Source organism: Streptomyces narbonensis (assembly GCF_014649015.1).
GTDB classification, from domain to species: domain Bacteria; phylum Actinomycetota; class Actinomycetes; order Streptomycetales; family Streptomycetaceae; genus Streptomyces; species Streptomyces narbonensis.
The window spans coordinates 22,276-44,142 of record NZ_BMSF01000025.1 but is presented as its reverse complement, the minus strand read 5'-3'; the positions used below and the strand labels follow the sequence as shown (position 1 = coordinate 44,142).

Genomic DNA, 21,867 nt, shown 5'->3' with positions numbered 1-21,867 from the left:
ATGTCGAAGCTCGGAGATCTCGGCGCCCGGCTCCACCGCGGTGAGGTCGGTTACGACTTCATCGGCAACCGCAAGATCTGGTATGGCCTGTCCATCCTGATCACCATCACCGCCATCGTCGCCCTGGCCGTCCGCGGCCTCAACATGGGCATCGAGTTCCAGGGCGGCGCCGTCTTCACCACCCCGAAGAGCGAAGTCTCCGTCAGCCAGGCCCAGGAGTACGCGGAAGAGGCCTCGGGCCACGACGCGATCGTCCAGCAGCTCGGCAACGGCTCCCTCCGCATCCAGGTCGGCGGTCTCGACACCGCGCAGTCCGACCAGGTCCGCGAGGAGCTCGCCAAGGACATGGGCGTCCCTGAGGAGAAGATCGCGGCGGAGCTCGTCGGCCCCAGCTGGGGTGAGCAGATCGCCACCAAGGCCTGGACGGGCCTCGGGGTCTTCATGATCCTCGTGGTGATCTACCTGGCCATCGCCTTCGAGTGGAGAATGGCGATCGCGGCGCTCATCGCCCTGATCCACGACCTCACGATCACCGTGGGCATCTACTCCCTGGTGGGCTTCGAGGTGACCGTCGGTACGGTCATCGGTCTGCTGACGATCCTCGGCTATTCGCTGTACGACACGGTCGTCGTCTTCGACTCCCTCAAGGAACAGACGAAGGACATCACGAAGCAGACCCGCTTCACCTACAGCGAGCTGGCCAACCGTTCGATCAACGGCACCCTGGTCCGTTCGATCAACACCACCGTCGTCGCGCTGCTGCCGGTCGCCGGCCTGCTCTTCATCGGTGGCGGCGTCCTCGGCGCCGGCATGCTGAACGACATCTCGCTGTCGCTGTTCGTGGGTCTCGCCGCCGGTGCGTACTCCTCGATCTTCATCGCCACCCCGCTCGTCGCCGACCTCAAGGAGCGCGAGCCGGCGATCAAGGCTCTCAAGAAGCGCATCATGGTCAAGCGGGCCGCCGCCGCGGCCAAGGGCGAACCGCTGGACGCCGCCGACGAGCTGTCCGCCGAGGCCGCCGTCGTCGGCCCGCGCGCGGGCCGTCACGGGGCGCAGGAGCGCCGCGGATGACCGCGGGTACGCAGGACGTCACCGAGCTGCTGCTCAGCCGCATCCGTGACGTTCCCGACTACCCGAAGCCGGGCGTGCTGTTCAAGGACATCACGCCGCTGCTCGCGGACCCCGAGGCGTTCACGGCCCTCACCGACGCCCTCGCCGCGCTGTGCTCCGCGCACGGCGCGACGAAGATCGTCGGCCTGGAGGCCCGCGGCTTCATCCTGGCCGCCCCGGTGGCCGTCCGCGCGGGCCTGGGCTTCATCCCGGTCCGCAAGGCCGGCAAGCTCCCCGGAGCCACGCTCGGCCAGGCGTACGAGCTGGAGTACGGCACCGCCGAGATCGAGATCCACGCCGAGGACCTCGCCGCGGGCGACCGCGTCATGGTCATCGACGACGTCCTCGCCACCGGCGGTACGGCCGAGGCCTCGATCGAGCTCATCCGCCGCGCGGGCGCCGAGGTCGCGGGCGTCGCGGTCCTCATGGAGCTCGGCTTCCTCCCGGGCCGCGCCCGGCTGGAACCGGTCCTGAACGGTGCCCCGCTCAACGCACTGATCACGGTCTGACCCAAGGGTCCGACAGCACGGCCCACACCATGGCCCACAGGGGGCGCTCCGGGGAATCCCCGGAGCGCCCCCGCTGTTTTTCCCTTGTGTCCCCTTACGGGGCCGGAAAGGCGCCCTTCTCCGCCGTCCGTGCCGTCCGCGTCACGGGCGCGTGAGCACAGCGAGTCGTGGCTCGATACCATGGCCTTTCCGGGCCTGACCGGGGGACCCGGAACCGCACGAGGAGCGCTCTTGCCAGACGAGGCCCAGTCACTCTCCGCCGCGCAGCCCGACCCGAAGGCCGAAAAGGCCGCGCCGGGGACCGGCACGCCCCAGGACAAGCCCGCGGAGACCGGGCCCGTGCCCGAGACGCCCGCCCCGGCACCGGCGCCCACTCCGGCCCCCGCCGCCCGGCCCGCCCCGGCCGCGCCCGCCCGCTCGGGCGGCTCGTCCAACCGCGTCCGCGCGCGCCTCGCCCGCCTCGGCGTCCAGCGCTCGTCCCCGTACAACCCGGTCCTCGAACCGCTGCTGCGGATCGTCCGCTCCAACGACCCCAAGATCGAGACGGCGACACTCCGCCAGATCGAGCGCGCCTACCAGGTCGCCGAGCGCTGGCACCGCGGCCAGAAGCGCAAGAGCGGCGACCCGTACATCACGCACCCGCTCGCCGTCACGACGATCCTCGCCGAGCTCGGCATGGACCCGGCGACGCTGATGGCCGGCCTCCTGCACGACACCGTCGAGGACACCGAGTACGGCCTGGAGGACCTGCGCCGCGACTTCGGCGACCAGGTCACCCTGCTCGTCGACGGCGTCACCAAGCTCGACAAGGTCAGGTTCGGCGAGGCCGCGCAGGCCGAGACGGTCCGCAAGATGGTCGTCGCCATGGCCAAGGACCCGCGCGTCCTGGTCATCAAGCTCGCCGACCGCCTGCACAACATGCGCACCATGCGCTACCTCAAGCGGGAGAAGCAGGAGAAGAAGGCCCGCGAGACCCTCGAGATCTACGCGCCCCTGGCCCACCGCCTGGGCATGAACACCATCAAGTGGGAGCTGGAGGACCTCGCCTTCGCGATCCTCTACCCCAAGATGTACGACGAGATCGTCCGGCTCGTCGCCGAGCGCGCGCCCAAGCGGGACGAGTACCTCGCCATAGTGACCGACGAGGTCCAGACCGACCTGCGCGCCGCCCGTATCAAGGCCACCGTCACCGGCCGCCCGAAGCACTACTACAGCGTCTACCAGAAGATGATCGTCCGCGGCCGTGACTTCGCGGAGATCTACGACCTGGTCGGCATCCGTGTCCTCGTCGACACGGTCAGGGACTGCTACGCCGCTCTCGGCACCGTCCACGCGCGATGGAACCCGGTCCCCGGCCGGTTCAAGGACTACATCGCGATGCCGAAGTTCAACATGTACCAGTCGCTGCACACGACGGTCATCGGACCCAACGGCAAGCCGGTCGAGCTCCAGATCCGCACCTTCGACATGCACCGGCGCGCCGAGTACGGCATCGCCGCGCACTGGAAGTACAAGCAGGAGGCCGTCGCCGGCGCCTCCAAGGTCCGCGCCGACGTGCCGAAGAGGACCGGCAAGGACGACCACCTCAACGACATGGCGTGGCTGCGCCAGCTCCTCGACTGGCAGAAGGAGACCGAGGACCCCAGCGAGTTCCTGGAGTCCCTCCGCTTCGACCTCTCCCGCAACGAGGTCTTCGTCTTCACGCCCAAGGGCGACGTCATCGCGCTGCCCGCCGGCGCCACCCCCGTCGACTTCTCCTACGCGGTCCACACCGAGGTCGGTCACCGCACCATAGGAGCGCGGGTCAACGGCCGGCTCGTACCGCTCGAATCGACCCTCGACAACGGCGACCTGGTCGAGGTCTTCACCTCCAAGGCCGCCGGCGCAGGCCCCTCCCGCGACTGGCTCGGCTTCGTCAAGTCCCCCCGCGCCCGCAACAAGATCCGCGCCTGGTTCTCCAAGGAGCGCCGCGACGAGGCCATCGAGCAGGGCAAGGACGCCATCGCGCGGGCCATGCGCAAGCAGAACCTGCCGATCCAGCGGATCCTGACCGGCGACTCCCTCGTCACCCTCGCCCACGAGATGCGCTACACCGACATCTCCTCGCTGTACGCGGCGATCGGCGAGGGGCATGTCACCGCCCAGTCCATCGTCCAGAAGCTGGTCCAGGCGCTCGGCGGCGAGGAGGCCGCCACCGAGGACATCGAGGAGGTCGCTCCGCCGACCCGCGGCCGCTCCAAGCGCCGCTCCAACGCGGACCCCGGTGTCGTCGTCAAGGGCGTCGAGGACGTCTGGGTGAAGCTGGCCCGCTGCTGCACGCCCGTGCCCGGCGACCCGATCATCGGATTCGTCACCCGGGGCAGTGGCGTATCGGTTCACCGCAGCGACTGCGTGAACGTGGAATCGCTCTCCCGCGAGCCGGAGCGCATCCTCGACGTCGAGTGGGCACCGACCCAGTCCTCGGTCTTCCTGGTCGCCATCCAGGTCGAGGCCCTCGATCGCTCCCGGCTGCTCTCCGACGTCACCCGGGTCCTCTCGGACCAGCACGTCAACATCCTGTCGGCGGCCGTCCAGACGTCCCGCGACCGGGTGGCCACCTCGCGCTTCACCTTCGAGATGGGCGACCCCAAGCACCTGGGCCACGTCCTCAAGGCGGTCCGGGGCGTCGAGGGCGTCTACGACGTCTACCGCGTGACCAGCGCCCGTCGCCCGTAGCGGTACGCACCCACGAGGAAGGCCCCCGGCGCGATGCCGGGGGCCTTCCTCGTACGCTCACGGAGAACGTCAGCCGCCGAACTCCTCCAGGCCCTTCATGGCCTGGTCGAGCAGGGCCTGACGGCCCTCCAGCTCGCGGGCGAGCTTGTCGGCCTTGGAGTCGTTCCCGGCGGCGCGGGCCGCGTCGATCTGCTTCCGCAGCTTCTCGACCGCGTCCTGGAGCTGACCGGTCAGACCCGCGGCACGCGCACGCGCCTCCGGGTTCGTCCGGCGCCACTCGGTCTCCTCGGCCTCCTGGATCGCACGCTCCACCGTGTGCATCCGGCCCTCGACCTTCGGACGGGCGTCACGCGGGACGTGGCCGATGGCCTCCCAGCGCTCGTTGAGGGAGCGGAAGGCCGCACGAGCCGCCTTCAGGTCCGTCACCGGGAGCAGCTTCTCGGCCTCGGTCGCGAGCTCCTCCTTCAGCTTGAGGTTCTCGGTCTGCTCCGCGTCCCGCTCGGCGAAGACCTCGCCGCGCGCCGCGAAGAAGACGTCCTGGGCACCGCGGAAGCGGTTCCACAGGTCGTCCTCGTGCTCGCGCTGCGCCCGGCCGGCCGCCTTCCACTCCGTCATCAGGTCGCGGTAGCGGGCCGCCGTCGTGCCCCAGTCGGTCGAGTTCGACAGCGACTCCGCCTCGGCGACCAGACGCTCCTTCGCCTTGCGGGCGTCCTCGCGCTGGGCGTCGAGCGAGGCGAAGTGGGCCTTGCGGCGCTTCGAGAACGCCGAGCGGGCGTGCGAGAAGCGGTGCCACAGCTCGTCGTCGGACTTGCGGTCCAGCCGGGGGAGACCCTTCCAGGTGTCCACGAGCGCCCGGAGCCGCTCGCCCGCGGAGCGCCACTGCTCGCTCTGCGCCAGCTCCTCGGCCTCGGTGACGAGCGCCTCCTTGGCCGCCCGCGCCTCGTCGGTCTGCTTGGCCTTCTGGGCCTTGCGCTCCTCGCGGCGCGAGTCGACCGACGTGACGAGCTTGTCCAGCCGGGCGCCGAGCGCCGCCAGGTCGCCGACGGCGTGGTGCTCGTCGATCTGCTGGCGGATGTGCTCGATCGCCGTGGTGGCGTCCTTCGCCGAGAGGTCGGTGGTCCTCACGCGCTTCTCGAGGAGGCCGATCTCGACCACCAAGCCCTCGTACTTGCGCTCGAAGTAGGCCAGGGCCTCCTCAGGGGTGCCGGCCTGCCACGATCCGACGACCTTCTCACCCTCGGCCGTCCGCACGTACACGGTGCCCGTCTCGTCGACGCGGCCCCACGGGTCGCTGCTCACAGCGCCTCCTCACCATGATGCCGTCGCGGGGTGGTACCCCCCGGGCATCGTCCACAGTTTCCCGGCGGGCCTCGCCCGCCTTCCGCAGCGCGCGGCCGACAGGCCCACGCTGCACAACGCCCAATCTAGGCGAACGGCGGCCCGGCTGTCCGCACTCAGCGCGACCGAAATTCCACGGTCGCGCCCGGGTGCGGACGCCCGGCTCACTTCTTCGCGACAGTGGCCTTCTCGACGGTGACGGGCTTCTTCGGAGCACCGTCCGCGGCGCCGTCCACGCCACCGGCCGCGGCGACGTCCTTGACCGCCTTGAGACCGGCCGCGTCCATCTTCCCGAAGGGGGTGTAGCTCGGCGGCAGCTTGCTGTCCTTGTAGACGAGGAAGAACTGCGAACCGCCGGTGCCGGGCTGCCCGGTGTTGGCCATCGCGACCGTGCCGGCCGGGTACGTCACCTTGCCGTCCGCGCCGGCCTTGCCCAGGGCGTCCAGGTTCTCGTCCGGGATGTTGTAGCCCGGGCCGCCGGTGCCCTGACCGGTCGGGTCGCCGCACTGGAGCACGAAGATGCCGTCGGTCGTCAGACGGTGGCACTTGCTCCCGTCGAAGTACTTCTTCGCGGCGAGGTGGTGGAAGGAGTTCACCGTGCGCGGGGTCTTCGCCGCGTCCATCGCGATCGCGATGTCGCCCTCGTTGGTCTTGAGGGTCATGGTGTACGTGGCCTTGGCGTCCACGGCCATCTTCGGCTCGGGGGCCGCCGACTCGCTCTGCGTGGGCGTCGGGGCCGCGGTGGTGGGCGTGTCGCCCGCGACGGAGTCCGAGTCCTTCGAGTCGTCCGTCAGCGCCACCGAGGCGTACACGGCGCCGCCGGCCGCCAGGACCACGGCGAGGGAGGCCGCGATGACGATGTTGCGCTGCTTCGCCTTGCGCCGCCTCTCCTCCCGCCGCTCCTGCTGCCGCGCGTACTTCTCCCTGGCAAGCTGCCGCCGCCGCTGATCGCTCGTGACCACCGGGTCCGCTCCCGTCGCTCGTCTGTTCCCGGCCTGGCCGGATGTGCCCGTACCGTATACGGGTTGGCTGTGGAACCGGCAGCGCCGGTAGGCTCTGATCTGCCACATTTCGTGATTGCCGCGAATTCCGCGCCCCCGTGCCGGACGACATCTAAGGACGAACGTGCTGATTGCCGGGTTCCCCGCCGGGGCCTGGGGGACCAATTGCTACCTGGTCGCCCCCGCCGCAGGCGAGGAGTGCGTGATCATCGACCCGGGCCACCAGGCCGCCCAGGGAGTCGAGGAGACGCTCAAGAAGCATCGGCTCAAGCCCGTCGCCGTCGTCCTCACCCATGGACACATCGACCACGTCGCCTCCGTCGTCCCGGTGTGCGGCGCCCATGACGTCCCCGCGTGGATCCACCCGTCCGACCGCTACATGATGAGCGACCCGGAGAAGGCCCTCGGCCGCTCCATCGGGATGCCCCTCATGGGCGAGCTGACCGTGGGAGAGCCCGACGACGTGCGCGAGCTCACCGATGGCGCCGAGCTGAAGCTCGCCGGTCTCGACTTCTCCGTCGCCCACGCGCCCGGTCATACCAAGGGGTCGGTGACCTTCAGGATGCCGGAGACCACGGAGATCCCCTCCGTGTTCTTCTCCGGGGACCTGCTGTTCGCCGGCTCCATCGGACGCACCGACCTGCCCGGCGGTGACATGGACGAGATGCTCGAATCGCTGGCCCGCGTGTGCCTGCCCCTCGACAACTCGACCGTGGTGCTGTCGGGACACGGTCCCCAGACGACCATCGGCCAGGAGCGTGCCACGAACCCCTATCTGCGGGACGTGGCCGCCGGCCTCGGGAGCACGAAGGCTCCCCGACGAGGAATGTGACGAGACTTTTCGTGAGCACCTTTCAGGCCCCCAAGGGCACGTACGACCTGATCCCGCCCCGCTCCGCCACGTTCCTGGCGGTCCGGGACGCGATCTCCACGCCGCTGAGGAACTCCGGCTACGGCTACATCGAGACCCCCGGTTTCGAGAACGTCGAGCTGTTCTCCCGCGGTGTCGGTGAGTCCACCGACATCGTGACCAAGGAGATGTACACCCTCACCACGAAGGGCAACGACCACCTCGCCCTCCGTCCGGAGGGCACCGCGTCCGTCCTGCGCGCCGCGCTCCAGGCCAACCTGCACAAGCAGGGCAACCTGCCGGTGAAGCTCTGGTACTCCGGCTCGTACTACCGCTACGAGCGCGCCCAGGCGGGCCGCTACCGTCACTTCTCGCAGGTCGGCGCCGAGGCGATCGGTGCCGAGGACCCGGCGCTCGACGCCGAGCTGATCATCCTCGCCGACCAGGCGTACCGCTCGCTCGGCCTGCGGAACTTCCGCATCCTGCTGAACTCGCTCGGCGACAAGGAGTGCCGCCCCGTCTACCGGGAGGCCCTCCAGAGCTTCCTGCGCGGGCTCGACCTCGACGAGGAGACCCTGCGCCGCGCCGAGATCAACCCGCTGCGCGTCCTCGACGACAAGCGCGAGTCCGTGCAGAAGCAGCTCGTCGGCGCCCCGCTGCTCGGCGACTACCTCTGCGACGCGTGCAAGGCGTACCACGAGGAGGTGCGCGCCCTGGTCACCGCGGCGGGCGTGGAGTTCGAGGACGACGCCAAGCTGGTGCGCGGCCTGGACTACTACACCCGCACGACCTTCGAGTTCGTCCACGGCGGCCTCGGCTCGCAGTCGGCGGTCGGCGGCGGCGGTCGCTACGACGGCCTCTCCGAGATGATCGGCGGCCCCGCGCTGCCGTCCGTCGGCTGGGCGCTCGGCGTGGACCGCACGGTCCTCGCCCTGGAGGCGGAAGGCATCGAGCTCGACCTCCCCGCCGTCACCAGCGTCTTCGCCGTGGCCATCGGCGAGGAGGCCCGCCGGATCCTCTTCGGCAAGGTCACCGAGCTGCGCCGCGAGGGCATCTCCGCGGACTTCTCCTTCGGCGGCAAGGGCCTCAAGGGCGCCATGAAGGACGCCAACCGTTCGGGCGCCCGCCTCGCCGTCGTCGCCGGTGAGCGCGACCTCGCCGAGGGCGTCGTCCAGCTCAAGGACATGGAGTCCGGCGAGCAGCAGGCGGTCGCCGTGGACGCCCTGCTGGACGCGGTACGGGCCAAGCTGGCCTGACGGACCGTACGGACGGAGGGGCCCGGACCGCGGGGAGCGGTCCGGGCCCCTCCGCGTGATCCGGGAGGGGGCGCGTCCGGGAGGGGGCGGCCCACGTCCTTATGTCCACCGAACACAGCCCGGTGCGGCAGAATGTCCGTGCCCACAAGGCCGGCGAGCGAGGGAACAGGTGACATGGCGAAGGCAGCGGTGGACGAGGTCGCGTCCGGCCGGGACGGCGGCGGCACGATCGGGGCGAGCCGGGCCTTCTCCTGGCTGCTCGTGATCACCGGAGCGGCCGGCCTGCTCGCCTCCTGGATCATCACGATCGACAAGATCAAGCTCCTGGAGGACCCGAGCTTCACCCCGGGCTGCAGCCTCAACCCGATCGTCTCCTGCGGCAACATCATGAAGAGCGAGCAGGCCGCGGTCTTCGGCTTCCCCAACCCGATGCTCGGCCTCGTCACGTACGCCGTGGTCATCGCGATCGGCGTCGGCCTCCTCGCGGGCGCCCGCTACCGCCGCTGGTACTGGCTCGGCCTCAACGCCGGCACCCTCTTCGGCGTCGGCTTCTGCACCTGGCTCATGTACCAGTCGCTGTACGAGATCAACTCGCTCTGCCTGTGGTGCTGCCTGGCCTGGGTCGCCACCATCGTCATGTTCTGGTACGTGACCTCGCACAACGTCCGGCGCGGTGTCATCCCCGCCCCCAGCGGCCTCAGGACCTTCTTCGACGAGTTCACCTGGCTCCTGCCCGTCCTGCACATCGGGATCATCGGGATGCTGATCCTGACCCGCTGGTGGGACTTCTGGACCAGCTGACGGCGGCGGCACTGTCGGTGGCGTGACCTAGGCTTCATGACTGTGGAGCCCGACCTCTTTACCGCAGCCGCCGAAGACCGCCAGGAGAAGGACCCGTCCAGCAGCCCGCTGGCGGTCCGGATGCGCCCCCGCACCCTCGACGAGGTGGTGGGCCAGCAGCACCTGCTGAAGCCCGGCTCACCGCTGCGCCGACTCGTGGGAGACGGCGACGGCGGTCCCGCCGGCGCCTCCTCGGTGATCCTCTGGGGCCCGCCCGGCATCGGGAAGACCACCCTGGCGTACGTGGTGTCGAAGGCCACCAACAAGCGCTTCGTGGAGCTCTCGGCGATCACCGCGGGCGTCAAGGAGGTCCGGGCCGTCATCGAGGGCGCCCGGCGCGCCGCCGGCGGCTACGGCAAGGAGACCGTCCTCTTCCTCGACGAGATCCACCGCTTCTCCAAGGCCCAGCAGGACTCCCTCCTGCCCGCCGTGGAGAACCGCTGGGTGACGCTCATCGCCGCCACCACCGAGAACCCCTACTTCTCGATCATCTCCCCCCTGCTCTCCCGCTCGCTGCTCCTCACCCTGGAGCCGCTCACCGACGAGGACCTGCGCGGCCTCCTCGCCCGCGCCCTCACCGACGAGCGCGGGCTCGGCGGGGCCGTGACCCTGCCGGAGGACGCCGAGGCCCACCTCCTCCGGGTCGCCGGCGGCGACGCCCGCCGCGCCCTGACCGCGCTGGAGGCGGCGGCCGGCGCGGCCATCGCCAAGCGCGAGCCGGAGATCACCCTCCAGACGGTCGAGGAGACCGTCGACCGCGCGGCCGTGAAGTACGACCGGGACGGCGACCAGCACTACGACGTGGCCAGCGCGCTCATCAAGTCCATCCGCGGCTCGGACGTGGACGCGGCCCTGCACTACCTGGCCCGGATGATCGAAGCGGGGGAGGACCCGCGCTTCATCGCCCGGCGCCTGATGATCTCCGCGAGCGAGGACATCGGCCTCGCCGACCCCAACGCGCTGCCGATCGCCGTCGCCGCCGCGCAGGCCGTCGCCATGATCGGCTTCCCGGAGGCCGCGCTCACCCTGAGCCACGCCACGATCGCCCTGGCCCTGGCCCCGAAGTCGAACGCGGCGACGACGGCGATCGGCGCCGCACTCGCGGACGTCCGTAACGGCCTCGCGGGCTCGGTCCCGCCTCACCTCCGCGACGGTCACTACAAGGGCGCGGCCAAGCTCGGCCACGCCCAGGGGTACGTGTACCCGCACGACGTGCCGGGCGGCATCGCGGCCCAGCAGTACGCCCCGGACGAGGTCCGGGGCCGCCAGTACTACGAGCCCACCCGCTACGGGGCGGAAGCGCGCTACGCGGACGTGGTGGAGCGGGTGCGGACCCGTCTGAAGGGCGACGAGTAGCAGCCGTCGTACGGCGTGCCTACGCTCCCCTCATGATCCGTACCGTCGGAGCGCTGGTCCTGGCCGCCGCCGTGGCCGGGTGCGTGCCCGCCCGGGCGCCGGCGGAGGACCCGCCGGCCGGCCCCTCCGCCGTCCCCCTCGTCGCCCAGGGCTTCCCGCCGACGGCGGCGGAGGCCAGGACCCGGCTCGCCGCGCTGACGGTGGCCTGGGGGAGGAACTGGCAGACGTACGCGCGCTCCGCCTTCGGCGACGGCTGGTCCGATGAGACCGACGCCCCCGGCGGGCGCAACGGCTGTGACACCCGGGACGACGTGCTGCGCCGGGACCTCGCCGAGGTGCGGCTCGGCGACCGGAACCCGTGCGTCGTCCTCTCGGGCGTCCTCCACGACCCGTACTCCGGCAAGCGGCTGCCCTACTCGTACCGCAAGCCCTCCGAGATCCAGACCGACCACGTCGTCGCGCTCGGTGCGGCCTGGCGCGCGGGCGCCTGGGCCTGGACGCCCGCGCGGCGCCTGGTCTTCGCCAACGACCTGGACGTCCTGCTCGCCACGGACAAGCAGACCAACCAGGAGAAGAGCAGCAAGACCCCGGACAAGTGGAAGCCCCCGCGCACGGCGTACTGGTGCGAGTACGGCCGACGCTGGACCGGGATCAAGGCGAAGTACGGCCTGACGGTCTCCCCGCCCGAGAAGGAGGCCGTCCGGGAGCTCCTCGCCACCTGCGACTGAGGCCGCTCGGTCCCGGTGCGAGGGTGCCCCGCGCACCCGGTACACTGGTCCGGATTGCTGCGTCCCGTGTCCGACCCCGGTCGGCGCCACCAGAACGGGACAGTCAGCCGGAGACCCGGCCCTCGGGCGGGGTTTCCAGGAGCGTCGCGCACCTTCGAAGGTGTCGCGGGCCACCCATCACCACCCGGATTCCCGGGAGCGGCGATGGGTCGTTCGCGTGCTGCACGTATGTGCCCAGACCTGGGAGCGGCTGCCCGACAGGTCCGTCTCGTACGGACCGGACGGGTTTCCCGGCTGCGGATGCGACCTCCCCTAACCCTGGTGAAGCCGTTTTCGTTCTTATGAGAGAGGTTGGTTCATGCCGAACCAGTCCCGTCCCAAGGTCAAGAAGTCGCGTGCCCTCGGCATCGCGCTGACCCCGAAGGCCGTCAAGTACTTCGAGGCCCGCCCCTACCCGCCGGGCGAGCACGGCCGTGGCCGCAAGCAGAACTCGGACTACAAGGTCCGTCTGCTCGAGAAGCAGCGTCTGCGCGCCCAGTACGACATCAGCGAGCGCCAGATGGCGCGCGCCTACGACCGTGCCAAGAAGGCCGAGGGCAAGACGGGCGAGGCGCTGGTCGTCGAGCTCGAGCGTCGCCTCGACGCCCTGGTCCTGCGTTCGGGCATCGCCCGCACCATCTACCAGGCCCGCCAGATGGTCGTCCACGGCCACATCCAGGTCAACGGTGGCAAGGTCGACAAGCCGTCGTTCCGCGTCCGTCCCGACGACGTCGTGATGGTCCGCGAGCGCAGCCGCACCAAGCCGCTGTTCGAGATGGCCCGCGAGGGTGGCTTCGCCGCCGACGGTGAGACCCCGCGCTACCTGCAGGTCAACCTGAAGGCCCTGGCCTTCCGCCTCGACCGCGACCCGAACCGCAAGGAAATCCCGGTCATCTGCGACGAGCAGCTGGTCGTCGAGTACTACGCCCGCTGATACCGGCAACGGCGCAGTACCACCCACGCGGTGTTCAGCCCGCCGCTTCCCCACCCTTTCCGGTGGGGGAGCCGGCGGGCTTCCGCGTTCCCGGGACCGCCGCCGCCGACCTGGCCGTACGGAACGGACGCGGAGCCGCCCGCCCGGCCGTCCCCGCCGGGCCGCCGACGGCCGGACCCCGACGGTGCGCGAGCGCCCGCTCCACCGCCGCGTCCAAGGAGAGCCCCAGCCCCTCACGCAAGGCCGCGGCGTACGCCTCCGGCCCCAGCGCCGCCCCCGCGTGCTGCTCGCACAGCGTCCTCGGCCCGTTGAACGAGGCGGAGCCGAAGAGCTGGATGCCCACCGTGTCCCAGACCGGCACCGTCGCGCCCTGCAGCACCGCAGCCTCCACCGCGTCGCCCTCGCTCACCGTCACCAGCGCGAGCAGCTCGATCGCGAGAACCAGGCCGACCTGGTCACGGAAGGCGTGGTTGATCGTCACGCACTCGTCGAGCAGCTCCCGCGCCTCCCCGAACGCACCCCGGGTCCACGCCGAGAACGCGAGCACGTAGAGCGCGTACGCCCTGGTCCAGCGCTCCCCGCGCTCCTCGCAGACCTCCCGCACCTCCCGGCAGATCGCGACCGCACCCTCCAGGTCGCCGCCGAAGGCCCGCGCCATCGCCAGCTCGACCTGCCCCATCAGCACGTTGCTGTTCAGCTCGCCGAGTTCGCGGTACGACTCCAGGGCCCGCCCGATCAACTCCTCCGCCCGCGGCATGTCGTCCGAGAGCAGCGCCAGACAGCCCATCCGGTGCGTCGCGTACGCCTCCGCCAGCGCGTTCCTGGAGGCCCTGGCCCGCTCCCGGCACTCGTGGAGCGCCGCCACCGCGGCCGTGCCGTCGCCCTGGAGGATCGTCACGTACCCGAGCACCCACAGCGCCTTCAGCCGGGCCTCCTCGTGCCCGGACTCCAGCGCGAGCGCCCGCTCCAGCCAGTGCCGCCCCTCCGAGAGACGCCCGCAGCCCACCCAGGCGAACCAGAGCGTGCCCGCCAGGTGCTGCGCGAGATGCGCGTCGTCCGGGAGTTCGAGGCACAGGTCGAGGGCCGCCCGGAGGTTCGGCAGGGCCGCGTCCGTCCGGGCCGCCACCTCCGCCTGGCGCGGGCTGAACCACTCCAGCTCGCACCAGGTCGCGAGGCCCATGTACCAGTCGCGGTGCCGTCGTCGCAGCCGCTCCGTGTCGCCGAGCGCGGCCAGCCACTCCGCCCCGTAGTCCGCAACCGTGTCCAGGATCCGGTAGCCGGGGCCGGCGGGCGTGTCCTCGCGCGCCACCAGCGACTGCGCCAGCAGCCCGCCGAGCAGGTCGAGGATCCGGTCCGGCGGCAGCTCGGGGCCACCGCACACGTACTCCACCGCCTCCAGGTCGAAGGGGCCGGCGAAGACGGAGAGCCGCGCCCACAGCAGGCGCTCCTCCGGGGTGCACAGCTCGTGGCTCCAGCCGATCGCCGTCCGCAGCGTCTGGTGGCGGGGGAGCGCCCCGCGCGCACCGACCGTGAGCAACCGGAACCGGTCGTCGAGACGGCACAGCATCTGCTCGACGGAGAGGAGCGGCAGCCGGCCGGCCGCCAGTTCGAGGGCGAGCGGGATGCCGTCGAGCCGCCGGCAGAGCTCACGCACGGCCGCGGACGCGGGGGAGTCGTGCGCGCAGTCCGGTGGGGCGGCGTCGTGGACGGAGCGGTGCACCGAGTCGCGCAAGGGCCGGTCGCGTACGGGACAGGCGCGTACGGAAAGGTCCTGCACGGAGTGGTCGTGCACGGGCGCCACCGGCGCGCCCGCCTCCGCGGCCCGCTCCGCGAGCAGCGCCACCGCGTCCGCCTCGCCCATCGGCGCCAGCCTGAACACGGCCTCGCCCGCCACCCGCAGCGGGCGGCGGCCCACCGCGAGCACCGTCAGCCCGGGAGCGTGCGCGAGCAGCTCCCGCACCAGCGGCGCGCAGCTCTCCACCAGGTGCTCGAAACCGTCGAGCAGCAGCAGGAGCCGCCGCTCCGCGAGATGCTCCACCAGCACCTCGCGCGGGCCCCGCAGCGTGTGATCGGTCAGCCCGAGCGCCTCGACCAGGGCGTGTTCCACCAGATCCGGATCGCGCAGCGGTGCGAGCTCGGCGAGCCGCACCTCGTCGCCGTAGCGTTTCTGCGCCCCCGAGGCAACGCGCAGCGCGAGCCGCGTCTTGCCGACCCCGCCCACCCCGACGACCGTGACGAGGCGTGAGTCCTCGATGAGTCGCGCCAGTTCGGCCTGCTCGGCGGCCCGTCCGACGAACCGGTTCGGCTCCGCCGGGAGATTGCTCCGTCGCATGGGACACGGAGCGTACTCATTCGCACGCGCTCCGTACAATCGGATTCCGTAACTCCCTTCCCAGCGGCGGTAATGCGGTACGGCCGGGCAGCCCGGGCGCGATAGGGTCGGGTGACTACTTTTGACAAGGGCCCGAAGGGCCGACGACAGCAGAGAGCGGTGCAGAGTGACCGGTGGAGAGGTTGCCGGGATCCTGGTGGCCGTCTTCTGGGCGATCCTGGTCTCCTTCCTCGCCGTGGTGCTGGTGAGGCTGGCGCAGACGCTCAAGGCGACCACCAAGCTGGTGGCGGACGTGACCGAGCAGGCGGTTCCCCTGCTCGCGGACGCCTCCGCGACCGTGCGCTCCGCACAGACCCAGCTCGACCGGGTCGACGCCATCGCCTCGGACGTCCAGGAAGTCACCTCCAACGCGTCCGCGCTCTCCTCCACCGTCGCCTCCACCTTCGGCGGCCCGCTCGTCAAGGTGGCCGCGTTCGGCTACGGCGTGCGCAAGGCGCTCGGCCGCGGTCGGGAGGCCGAGGGCGTGCCCGCGGCCACCGCGCGACGTACTGTGATCGTCGGCCGTACGGTGCCGTCCGCACGGCGCCGGAAGCAGAAGGGCTGAGACGCCATGTTCCGCCGCACGTTCTGGTTCACGGCCGGCGCAGCCGCCGGCGTGTGGGCCACCACCAAGGTCAACCGCAAGCTGAAGCAGCTGACCCCCGAGAGCCTCGCCGCCCAGGCGGCGGACAAGGCCGTCGAGGCAGGTCACCGGCTCAAGGACTTCGCCCTCGACGTGAGGGCGGGCATGCTCCAGCGGGAGACCGAACTGGGCGAGGCACTCGGCCTGGACGGCCCCCCGGTCGACAACGACCCCGACCGCGAGCTTCCGGCACCCCGCCGGGCGGCGCTCGACCACACCGCGCGCCCGACCACGACGTATTCAATCCCCACGATCTCGTACAACCGGAATGAGGACCACTGATGGAGTCGGCTGAAATCCGCCGCCGCTGGCTGAGCTTCTTCGAGGAGCGCGGGCACACCGTCGTCCCTTCGGCGTCGCTCATCGCGGACGACCCGACTCTGCTGCTCGTCCCGGCCGGCATGGTGCCCTTCAAGCCCTACTTCCTGGGTGAGGTCAAGCCGCCCTTCTCGCGCGCCTCCAGTGTGCAGAAGTGCGTGCGGACGCCCGACATCGAGGAAGTCGGCAAGACCACCCGCCACGGCACGTTCTTCCAGATGTGCGGCAACTTCTCCTTCGGCGACTACTTCAAGGAAGGCGCCATCAAGCTCGCCTGGGAGCTGCTGACCACCTCGGTGGAGCACGGCGGCTACGGGCTGGACCCGGAGAAGCTCTGGATCACCGTGTACCTGGAGGACGACGAGGCCGAGCGCATCTGGCGCGACGTCGTCGGCGTCCCCGCCGAGCGCATCCAGCGCCTCGGCAAGAAGGACAACTACTGGTCGATGGGCGTCCCCGGACCCTGCGGCCCGTGCTCCGAGATCAACTACGACCGTGGCCCCGAGTTCGGCGTCGAGGGCGGCCCGGCCGTCAACGACGAGCGGTACGTGGAGATCTGGAACCTGGTCTTCATGCAGTACGAGCGCGGTGAGGGCTCGGGCAAGGACGACTTCCCGATCCTCGGCGAGCTGCCGTCGAAGAACATCGACACGGGCCTCGGTCTCGAGCGCCTGGCGATGATCCTCCAGGGCGTCCAGAACATGTACGAGACGGACACCCTCCAGGTCGTCATCGACAAGGCCACCGAGCTCACCGGCGTCGCCTACGGCAAGGCCCACGACAGCGACGTCTCGCTCCGCGTGGTCGCCGACCACATGCGTACGTCCGTCATGCTCATCGGCGACGGCGTCACCCCCGGCAACGAGGGCCGCGGCTACGTGCTGCGCCGCATCATGCGCCGCGCCGTCCGCAACATGCGCTTGCTCGGCGCCACCGGCCCGGTCGTCCAGGACCTCGTCGACACCGTGATCAACACGATGGGCGAGCAGTACCCGGAGCTGGTCACCGACCGCAAGCGCATCGAGACCGTCGCCCTCGCCGAAGAGGCCGCCTTCCTGAAGGCCCTCAAGGGCGGCACGAACATCCTCGACACCGCCGTGACCGAGACCAAGGCCGCCGGCGGCACGGTCCTCTCCGGCGACAAGGCGTTCCTGCTCCACGACACCTGGGGCTTCCCGATCGACCTCACCCTGGAGATGGCCTCCGAGCAGGGCCTCTCCGTGGACGAGGACGGCTTCCGCCGCCTGATGAAGGAGCAGCGGGAGCGCGCCAAGGCCGACGCCAAGGCCAAGAAGACCGGTCACGCCGACATGACCGCGTACCGGGAGATCGCCGACAGCAACGGCGCCACCGAGTTCACCGGCTACACCAACCTGGAGGGCGAGACCACGGTCGTCGGTCTCCTCGTCAACGGTGTCTCCTCGCCGGCCGCGTCCGAGGGCGACGAGGTCGAGGTCGTCCTCGACCGCACCCCCTTCTACGCCGAGGGCGGCGGCCAGATCGCCGACCAGGGCCGGATCAAGCTGCACAGCGGCGCGGTCATCGAGATCCGTGACGTCCAGCAGCCCGTTCCCGGTGTCTCCGTGCACAAGGGTTCCGTGCAGGTCGGCGAGGTGACCGTGGGCGCCACCGCCTACGCCACCATCGACGTGCGCCGCCGCCGGGCCATCGCCCGCGCCCACTCGGCCACCCACCTGACCCACCAGGCGCTGCGCGACGCCCTCGGCCCGACGGCCGCCCAGGCCGGTTCCGAGAACCAGCCCGGCCGCTTCCGCTTCGACTTCGGTTCGCCGAACGCCGTCCCCGGCACGGTCCTCACGGACGTCGAGCAGAAGATCAACGAGGTCCTCTCGCGCGAGCTGGAGGTCCACGCCGAGGTCATGCCGATCAACGAGGCCAAGCGCCAGGGCGCCATCGCCGAGTTCGGCGAGAAGTACGGCGAGCAGGTCCGCGTCGTCACCATCGGCGACTTCTCCAAGGAGCTGTGCGGCGGCACGCACGTCGGCAACACCGCCCAGCTGGGCCTGGTGAAGCTGCTCGGCGAGTCGTCCATCGGCTCCGGCGTGCGCCGCATCGAGGCCCTCGTGGGTGTCGACGCGTACAACTTCCTCGCTCGCGAGCACACGGTCGTCGCCCAGCTCCAGGAGCTGGTCAAGGGCCGTCCGGAGGAGCTGCCGGAGAAGATCTCCGCCATGCTCGGCAAGCTGAAGGACGCCGAGAAGGAGATCGAGAAGTTCCGCGCGGAGAAGGTCCTCCAGGCCGCCGCCGGTCTCGTCGACTCCGCCCAGGACGTCCGCGGCCTCGCCCTGGTCACCGGCCAGGTCCAGGACGGCACCGGCGCCGACGACCTGCGCAAGCTGGTCCTCGACATCCGCGGCCGCTTCCCGTCCGACCGCCCGGCCGTCGTGGCCCTGTTCACCACGGCCAACGGCAAGCCGCTCACGGTCATCGCCACCAACGAGGCCGCCCGTGAGCGCGGTCTCAAGGCCGGCGAGCTGGTCCGCACGGCCGCCAAGACCCTCGGTGGCGGTGGCGGCGGCAAGCCGGACGTCGCCCAGGGCGGCGGCACGAACCCGCAGGCCGTCGGCGAGGCCATCGCCGCCGTCGAGCGTCTCGTGGTGGAGACGGCGTGACGATGCGTCGCGGCCGCCGTATCGCGGTCGATGTCGGGGACGCCCGGATCGGGGTCGCCTCGTGCGACCCCGACGGGGTCCTCGCCACGCCGGTGGAGACCGTGCCGGGACGTGACGTCCCGGCCGCCCACCGGCGGCTCCGCCAGATCGTCGAGGAGTACGAGCCCATCGAGGTCGTCGTGGGTCTGCCCCGCTCGCTCAGCGGGCGGGAGGGCCCGGCCGCGACCAAGGTCAGGGCCTTCGCCCGCGAGATGGCCAAGGGCATCGCGCCCGTGCCGGTCCGTCTCGTCGACGAGCGGATGACGACGGTCACCGCGACCCAGGGCTTGCGGGCCTCGGGAGTGAAGGCGAAGAAGGGGCGGTCCGTCATCGACCAGGCCGCCGCTGTGATCATCCTGCAGGCTGCTCTTGAGTCCGAACGGGTATCAGGTAATCCGCCCGGCGAGGGCGTCGAAGTGGTCATCTGATCGCGATACGGTAACGTTCCGCGCGATGCGGCGGTGTTCGAACAACTGCCGCACTACGTAGAGGCGGATCGTCCGGAAGCCTCGCGGCTGTTTGGGGATCGATGACTGAGTATGGCCGGAGCCCCGGCTCCGAACCGTGGCACCCCACGGACCCGTTGTACGGGGACCAGGGGTGGGAAGGTCAGCAGCAGTACCCGCATCCGCAGCAGGCGAGCCAGTACGGCCAGGGCGGCGGCCACGGGTACGAGGAGTCGTACCCGCAGCAGTACCAGGAGCAGCAGCAGTACCAGCAGCCCCATTACCAGGACCCGCAGCAGCACCAGGGCTACGTGGATCCGCAGTACCAGCAGCAGGTGCAGCCGCAGCAGTACCAGCAGCACCCCCAGCAGCACCAGCACCCCCAGCAGCAGTACGGGACGGGGTACCCGGGCGGTTACGACACGCCCGGGAACCTCGGACAGCAGTACGACGGCAGCTGGGAGTCGGGCCAGGCCGCGATGGCGTACGGCGGCCCCCCGGCCGATCCGTACGGCGGCCAGAACCCCGACCTCTACGGCACTCCTCAGGCGTATCCGCCGCCCCAGCCTCCCGGCCACCGGCAGAACCCGCCGGAGCCGGTGATCGACTGGGCGCCGGAGGAAGAGGTGCGTCCGGAGCCGGAGGAGGAGCAGCACCCCTTCTTCACGGGCGCCGACGACTCGGACGACGGTCGCGACGAGCATGACGAGTACGACGAGTACGACGACGAGCCGGCACCGGGACGCGGCTCCCGCGGCGGCGACCGCGAGCGCCGGAGCAAGGCGAAGAAACGCAAGGGCAAGAACGGCGTGGCCTGCCTCGTCGTGGCGGCCGTGCTGGTCGGCGGCGTCGGCGGCGTCGGCTATTTCGGCTACCAGTTCTGGCAGGGCCAGTTCGCCGCGGCACCCGACTACGCGGGCGCCGGCAGCGGCGAGGTCCAGGTCGAGATCCCGAAGGACTCGGGCGGCTACCAGATCGGCAACATCCTCAAGAAGGCGGGCGTCGTCAAGAGCGTCGACGCCTTCGTCTCGGCGCAGGGAAAGAACCCCAAGGGGCTCTCCATCCAGGCGGGCGTCTACACGCTGAAGAAGGAGATGTCGGCCGAGAGCGCGGTCTCCCTCATGCTCAACCCGGTGAGCCAGGCCAACCTCGTCATCCCCGAGGGCAAGCGCAACACCTGGGTCTACGACCAGCTCGACAAGCGCCTCGACCTCAAGGCGGGCACCACCAAGGGCATCGCCCGCGCGAAGGCGGACTCCCTGGGGCTGCCCGACTGGGCCGTGAACCACGACGACGTGAAGGACCCGCTGGAGGGCTTCCTCTTCCCGGCCAGCTACCCCGTCTCCAAGACGGCGAAGCCCGAGGACGTGCTCCGCAAGATGGTGTCCCGCGCGAACGCGGAGTACTCGAAGCTCGACCTGGAGGCGAAGTCCAAGGAGCTCGGCCTGAAGGGGCCGTGGGAGCTGGTGACCGTCGCGAGCCTGGTCCAGGCGGAGGGCAAGACGCACGATGACTTCCGCAAGATGGCGGAGGTCATCTACAACCGTCTGAAGCCCGAGTACCGCGAGACGGTCCAGCTGCTCCAGTTCGACTCGACCCTCAACTACCTGAAGGGTCAGAGCGAGATCAAGATCTCCGAGCAAGAGGCGAACACCAACACGGACCCGTACAACACGTACAAGCACAAGGGGCTGCCGCCGGGGCCGATCGGCAACCCGGGCAACGCGGCGCTGGCATCGATGCTCGACCCGACCAAGGACGGCTGGCTCTACTTCGTGGCCACGGACGGCATGAACAAGACCGAGTTCGCCAAGACACACGCGGACTTCCTCAAGCTGAAGGACAAGTTCAATGCCAGCACGAACCAGTGAGACGGGCCGCCGCGCGGCCGTCCTCGGTTCGCCGATCGCCCACTCGCTCTCCCCGGTCCTGCACCGGGCGGCCTACGCCGAGCTGGGCCTCGACGACTGGTCGTACGACCGGTTCGAGGTCGACGAGGCCGGTCTGCCCGGCTTCGTCGGCGAGCTGGACGACAGCTGGGCGGGTCTGTCCCTGACCATGCCGCTCAAGCGGGCGATCATCCCGCTGCTGGACGAGGTCAGCGACACGGCGGCCTCCGTGGAAGCCGTGAACACGGTCGTCCTCCGCGAGGACGGACGGCGGGTCGGCGACAACACCGACATCCCCGGCATGATCGCCGCCCTGCGGGAGCGGGGCGTCGAGAAGGTGGAATCGGCCGCGATCCTCGGCGCCGGCGCCACGGCGTCCTCCGCGCTGGCCGCCCTCGCCCGGGTCTGCGCGGGCCCCGTCACCGCGTACGTCCGCAGCGAGGCGCGCGCGGAGGAGATGCGCGGCTGGGGCGAGCGGCTCGGAGTGGACGTCCGTACCGCCGACTGGGAGCGCGCGGCCGAGGCCTTCGCCGCCCCGCTGGTCATCGCGACCACCCCGGCCGGCACCACGAACGCCCTCGCCGGCGCCGTCCCCGACGCGGTCGGCACCCTCTTCGACGTCCTGTACGACCCCTGGCCGACCGCGCTCGCCGCGGCCTGGTCCGACCGCGGCGGCAAGGTCGTCGGCGGCCTCGACCTCCTCGTCCACCAGGCCGTCCTCCAGGTCGAGCAGATGACGGGCCGCACGCCCGCCCCGCTCGCGGCGATGCGGGCGGCGGGGGAGCAGGCGCTGGCCGCCAGGTAGGCTCGCCTGCGCGTGCCGGGCCGATCGGTGCGCGAGGGGGTACGGGG

General features: G+C 70.9%; 18 protein-coding genes. 15 read left to right on the top strand and 3 right to left on the bottom strand.

The genetic code is table 11. The annotated features are described in order from the left end of the window. The 3 genes from secF to IE124_RS31630 all read left to right on the top strand — a co-directional run bounded on the left by secF (position 1) and on the right by IE124_RS31630 (position 4,334). A complete protein-coding gene (gene secF / locus IE124_RS31640; protein WP_189513053.1) occupies positions 1-1,071 on the top strand; it encodes a protein translocase subunit SecF in 1,071 nt (356 codons plus the stop codon). Further along, complete coding sequence (locus IE124_RS31635; RefSeq protein WP_189513051.1) at positions 1,068-1,619, top strand: adenine phosphoribosyltransferase; 552 nt, start codon at positions 1,068-1,070, stop codon at positions 1,617-1,619. Before secF ends, IE124_RS31635 begins: the two co-directional genes overlap by 4 nt. 231 nt (positions 1,620-1,850) lie before the next feature. Beyond that, a complete protein-coding gene (locus tag IE124_RS31630; RefSeq protein ID WP_189513049.1) occupies positions 1,851-4,334 on the top strand; it encodes a RelA/SpoT family protein in 2,484 nt (827 codons plus the stop codon). Between the two features lie 69 nt (positions 4,335-4,403). Here IE124_RS31630 and IE124_RS31625 read toward each other — a convergent pair whose 3' ends face one another. After that, positions 4,404-5,633, bottom strand: coding sequence for a DUF349 domain-containing protein (locus IE124_RS31625; RefSeq protein ID WP_189513047.1), 1,230 nt, complete (start codon positions 5,631-5,633; stop codon positions 4,404-4,406). 203 nt (positions 5,634-5,836) lie between these two features. Continuing rightward, positions 5,837-6,634 (bottom strand): peptidylprolyl isomerase, encoded by a 798-nt coding sequence (locus tag IE124_RS31620; protein ID WP_189513045.1) that lies wholly within the window; start codon positions 6,632-6,634, stop codon positions 5,837-5,839. 163 nt (positions 6,635-6,797) lie between these two features. On the opposite strand from IE124_RS31620, the gene IE124_RS31615 reads away from it, so the two are divergent. From IE124_RS31615 to rpsD, 6 genes are all read left to right on the top strand, one after another. After that, the gene (locus IE124_RS31615) at positions 6,798-7,505 is read left to right on the top strand and encodes an MBL fold metallo-hydrolase (protein WP_189513044.1); all 708 of its coding nucleotides are present in this window, start codon (positions 6,798-6,800) and stop codon (positions 7,503-7,505) included. Between the two features lie 11 nt (positions 7,506-7,516). After that, positions 7,517-8,779 (top strand): histidine--tRNA ligase, encoded by a 1,263-nt coding sequence (hisS, locus tag IE124_RS31610; RefSeq protein ID WP_189513043.1) that lies wholly within the window; start codon positions 7,517-7,519, stop codon positions 8,777-8,779. Positions 8,780-8,953: 174 nt separating this feature from the next. Then, positions 8,954-9,580, top strand: coding sequence for a vitamin K epoxide reductase family protein (locus tag IE124_RS31605; RefSeq protein WP_189513042.1), 627 nt, complete (start codon positions 8,954-8,956; stop codon positions 9,578-9,580). A gap of 42 nt (positions 9,581-9,622) precedes the next feature. Then, positions 9,623-10,975, top strand: a complete 1,353-nt coding sequence (locus IE124_RS31600; RefSeq protein ID WP_189513107.1) for a replication-associated recombination protein A — start codon at positions 9,623-9,625, stop codon at positions 10,973-10,975. Positions 10,976-11,007: 32 nt separating this feature from the next. Beyond that, entirely contained in the window at positions 11,008-11,703 is a 696-nt protein-coding gene (locus tag IE124_RS31595; protein ID WP_189513040.1) for an HNH endonuclease family protein, read from the top strand. A gap of 358 nt (positions 11,704-12,061) precedes the next feature. Next, positions 12,062-12,676 (top strand): 30S ribosomal protein S4, encoded by a 615-nt coding sequence (rpsD, locus tag IE124_RS31590; protein WP_015032311.1) that lies wholly within the window; start codon positions 12,062-12,064, stop codon positions 12,674-12,676. 34 nt (positions 12,677-12,710) lie between these two features. Here rpsD and IE124_RS31585 read toward each other — a convergent pair whose 3' ends face one another. Then, positions 12,711-15,008, bottom strand: a complete 2,298-nt coding sequence (locus tag IE124_RS31585) for an ATP-binding protein (RefSeq protein WP_189513039.1) — start codon at positions 15,006-15,008, stop codon at positions 12,711-12,713. A 166-nt stretch (positions 15,009-15,174) separates the two neighbouring features. Here IE124_RS31585 and IE124_RS31580 point away from each other — a divergent pair, with 166 nt between their 5' ends. The 6 genes from IE124_RS31580 to IE124_RS31555 all read left to right on the top strand — a co-directional run bounded on the left by IE124_RS31580 (position 15,175) and on the right by IE124_RS31555 (position 21,820). Continuing rightward, positions 15,175-15,612: a DUF948 domain-containing protein gene (locus tag IE124_RS31580; RefSeq protein WP_189513037.1), complete on the top strand. Its 438-nt coding sequence runs from the start codon at positions 15,175-15,177 to the stop codon at positions 15,610-15,612. A 6-nt stretch (positions 15,613-15,618) separates the two neighbouring features. Next, positions 15,619-15,972 (top strand): DUF6167 family protein, encoded by a 354-nt coding sequence (locus IE124_RS31575; RefSeq protein ID WP_189513035.1) that lies wholly within the window; start codon positions 15,619-15,621, stop codon positions 15,970-15,972. Beyond that, entirely contained in the window at positions 15,972-18,641 is a 2,670-nt protein-coding gene (gene alaS / locus IE124_RS31570) for an alanine--tRNA ligase (RefSeq protein ID WP_189513033.1), read from the top strand. Before IE124_RS31575 ends, alaS begins: the two co-directional genes overlap by 1 nt. Positions 18,642-18,643: 2 nt before the next feature. Next, positions 18,644-19,108, top strand: a complete 465-nt coding sequence (gene ruvX, locus IE124_RS31565) for a Holliday junction resolvase RuvX (protein ID WP_099054263.1) — start codon at positions 18,644-18,646, stop codon at positions 19,106-19,108. Between the two features lie 101 nt (positions 19,109-19,209). Continuing rightward, the gene (mltG, locus tag IE124_RS31560; protein ID WP_189513031.1) at positions 19,210-20,997 is read left to right on the top strand and encodes an endolytic transglycosylase MltG; all 1,788 of its coding nucleotides are present in this window, start codon (positions 19,210-19,212) and stop codon (positions 20,995-20,997) included. Then, positions 20,978-21,820, top strand: coding sequence for a shikimate dehydrogenase (locus IE124_RS31555; RefSeq protein WP_189513029.1), 843 nt, complete (start codon positions 20,978-20,980; stop codon positions 21,818-21,820). The genes mltG and IE124_RS31555 overlap by 20 nt, the downstream gene beginning before the upstream one ends. Positions 21,821-21,867: the final 47 nt, after the last annotated feature.

Excerpts from the sequence above, each read along its gene's own strand:
- secF (WP_189513053.1), top strand. The coding sequence starts at position 1 with ATGTCGAAGCTCGGAGATCTCGGCGCCCGGCTCCACCGCGGTGAGGTC.
- IE124_RS31635 (WP_189513051.1), top strand. The coding sequence starts at position 1,068 with ATGACCGCGGGTACGCAGGACGTCACCGAGCTGCTGCTCAGCCGCATC.
- IE124_RS31605 (WP_189513042.1), top strand. The coding sequence starts at position 8,954 with ATGGCGAAGGCAGCGGTGGACGAGGTCGCGTCCGGCCGGGACGGCGGC.
- IE124_RS31595 (WP_189513040.1), top strand. The coding sequence starts at position 11,008 with ATGATCCGTACCGTCGGAGCGCTGGTCCTGGCCGCCGCCGTGGCCGGG.
- rpsD (WP_015032311.1), top strand. The coding sequence starts at position 12,062 with ATGCCGAACCAGTCCCGTCCCAAGGTCAAGAAGTCGCGTGCCCTCGGC.
- IE124_RS31585 (WP_189513039.1), bottom strand. The coding sequence starts at position 15,008 with ATGCGACGGAGCAATCTCCCGGCGGAGCCGAACCGGTTCGTCGGACGG.
- IE124_RS31575 (WP_189513035.1), top strand. The coding sequence starts at position 15,619 with ATGTTCCGCCGCACGTTCTGGTTCACGGCCGGCGCAGCCGCCGGCGTG.
- alaS (WP_189513033.1), top strand. The coding sequence starts at position 15,972 with ATGGAGTCGGCTGAAATCCGCCGCCGCTGGCTGAGCTTCTTCGAGGAG.
- ruvX (WP_099054263.1), top strand. The coding sequence starts at position 18,644 with ATGCGTCGCGGCCGCCGTATCGCGGTCGATGTCGGGGACGCCCGGATC.
- mltG (WP_189513031.1), top strand. The coding sequence starts at position 19,210 with ATGACTGAGTATGGCCGGAGCCCCGGCTCCGAACCGTGGCACCCCACG.
- IE124_RS31555 (WP_189513029.1), top strand. The coding sequence starts at position 20,978 with ATGCCAGCACGAACCAGTGAGACGGGCCGCCGCGCGGCCGTCCTCGGT.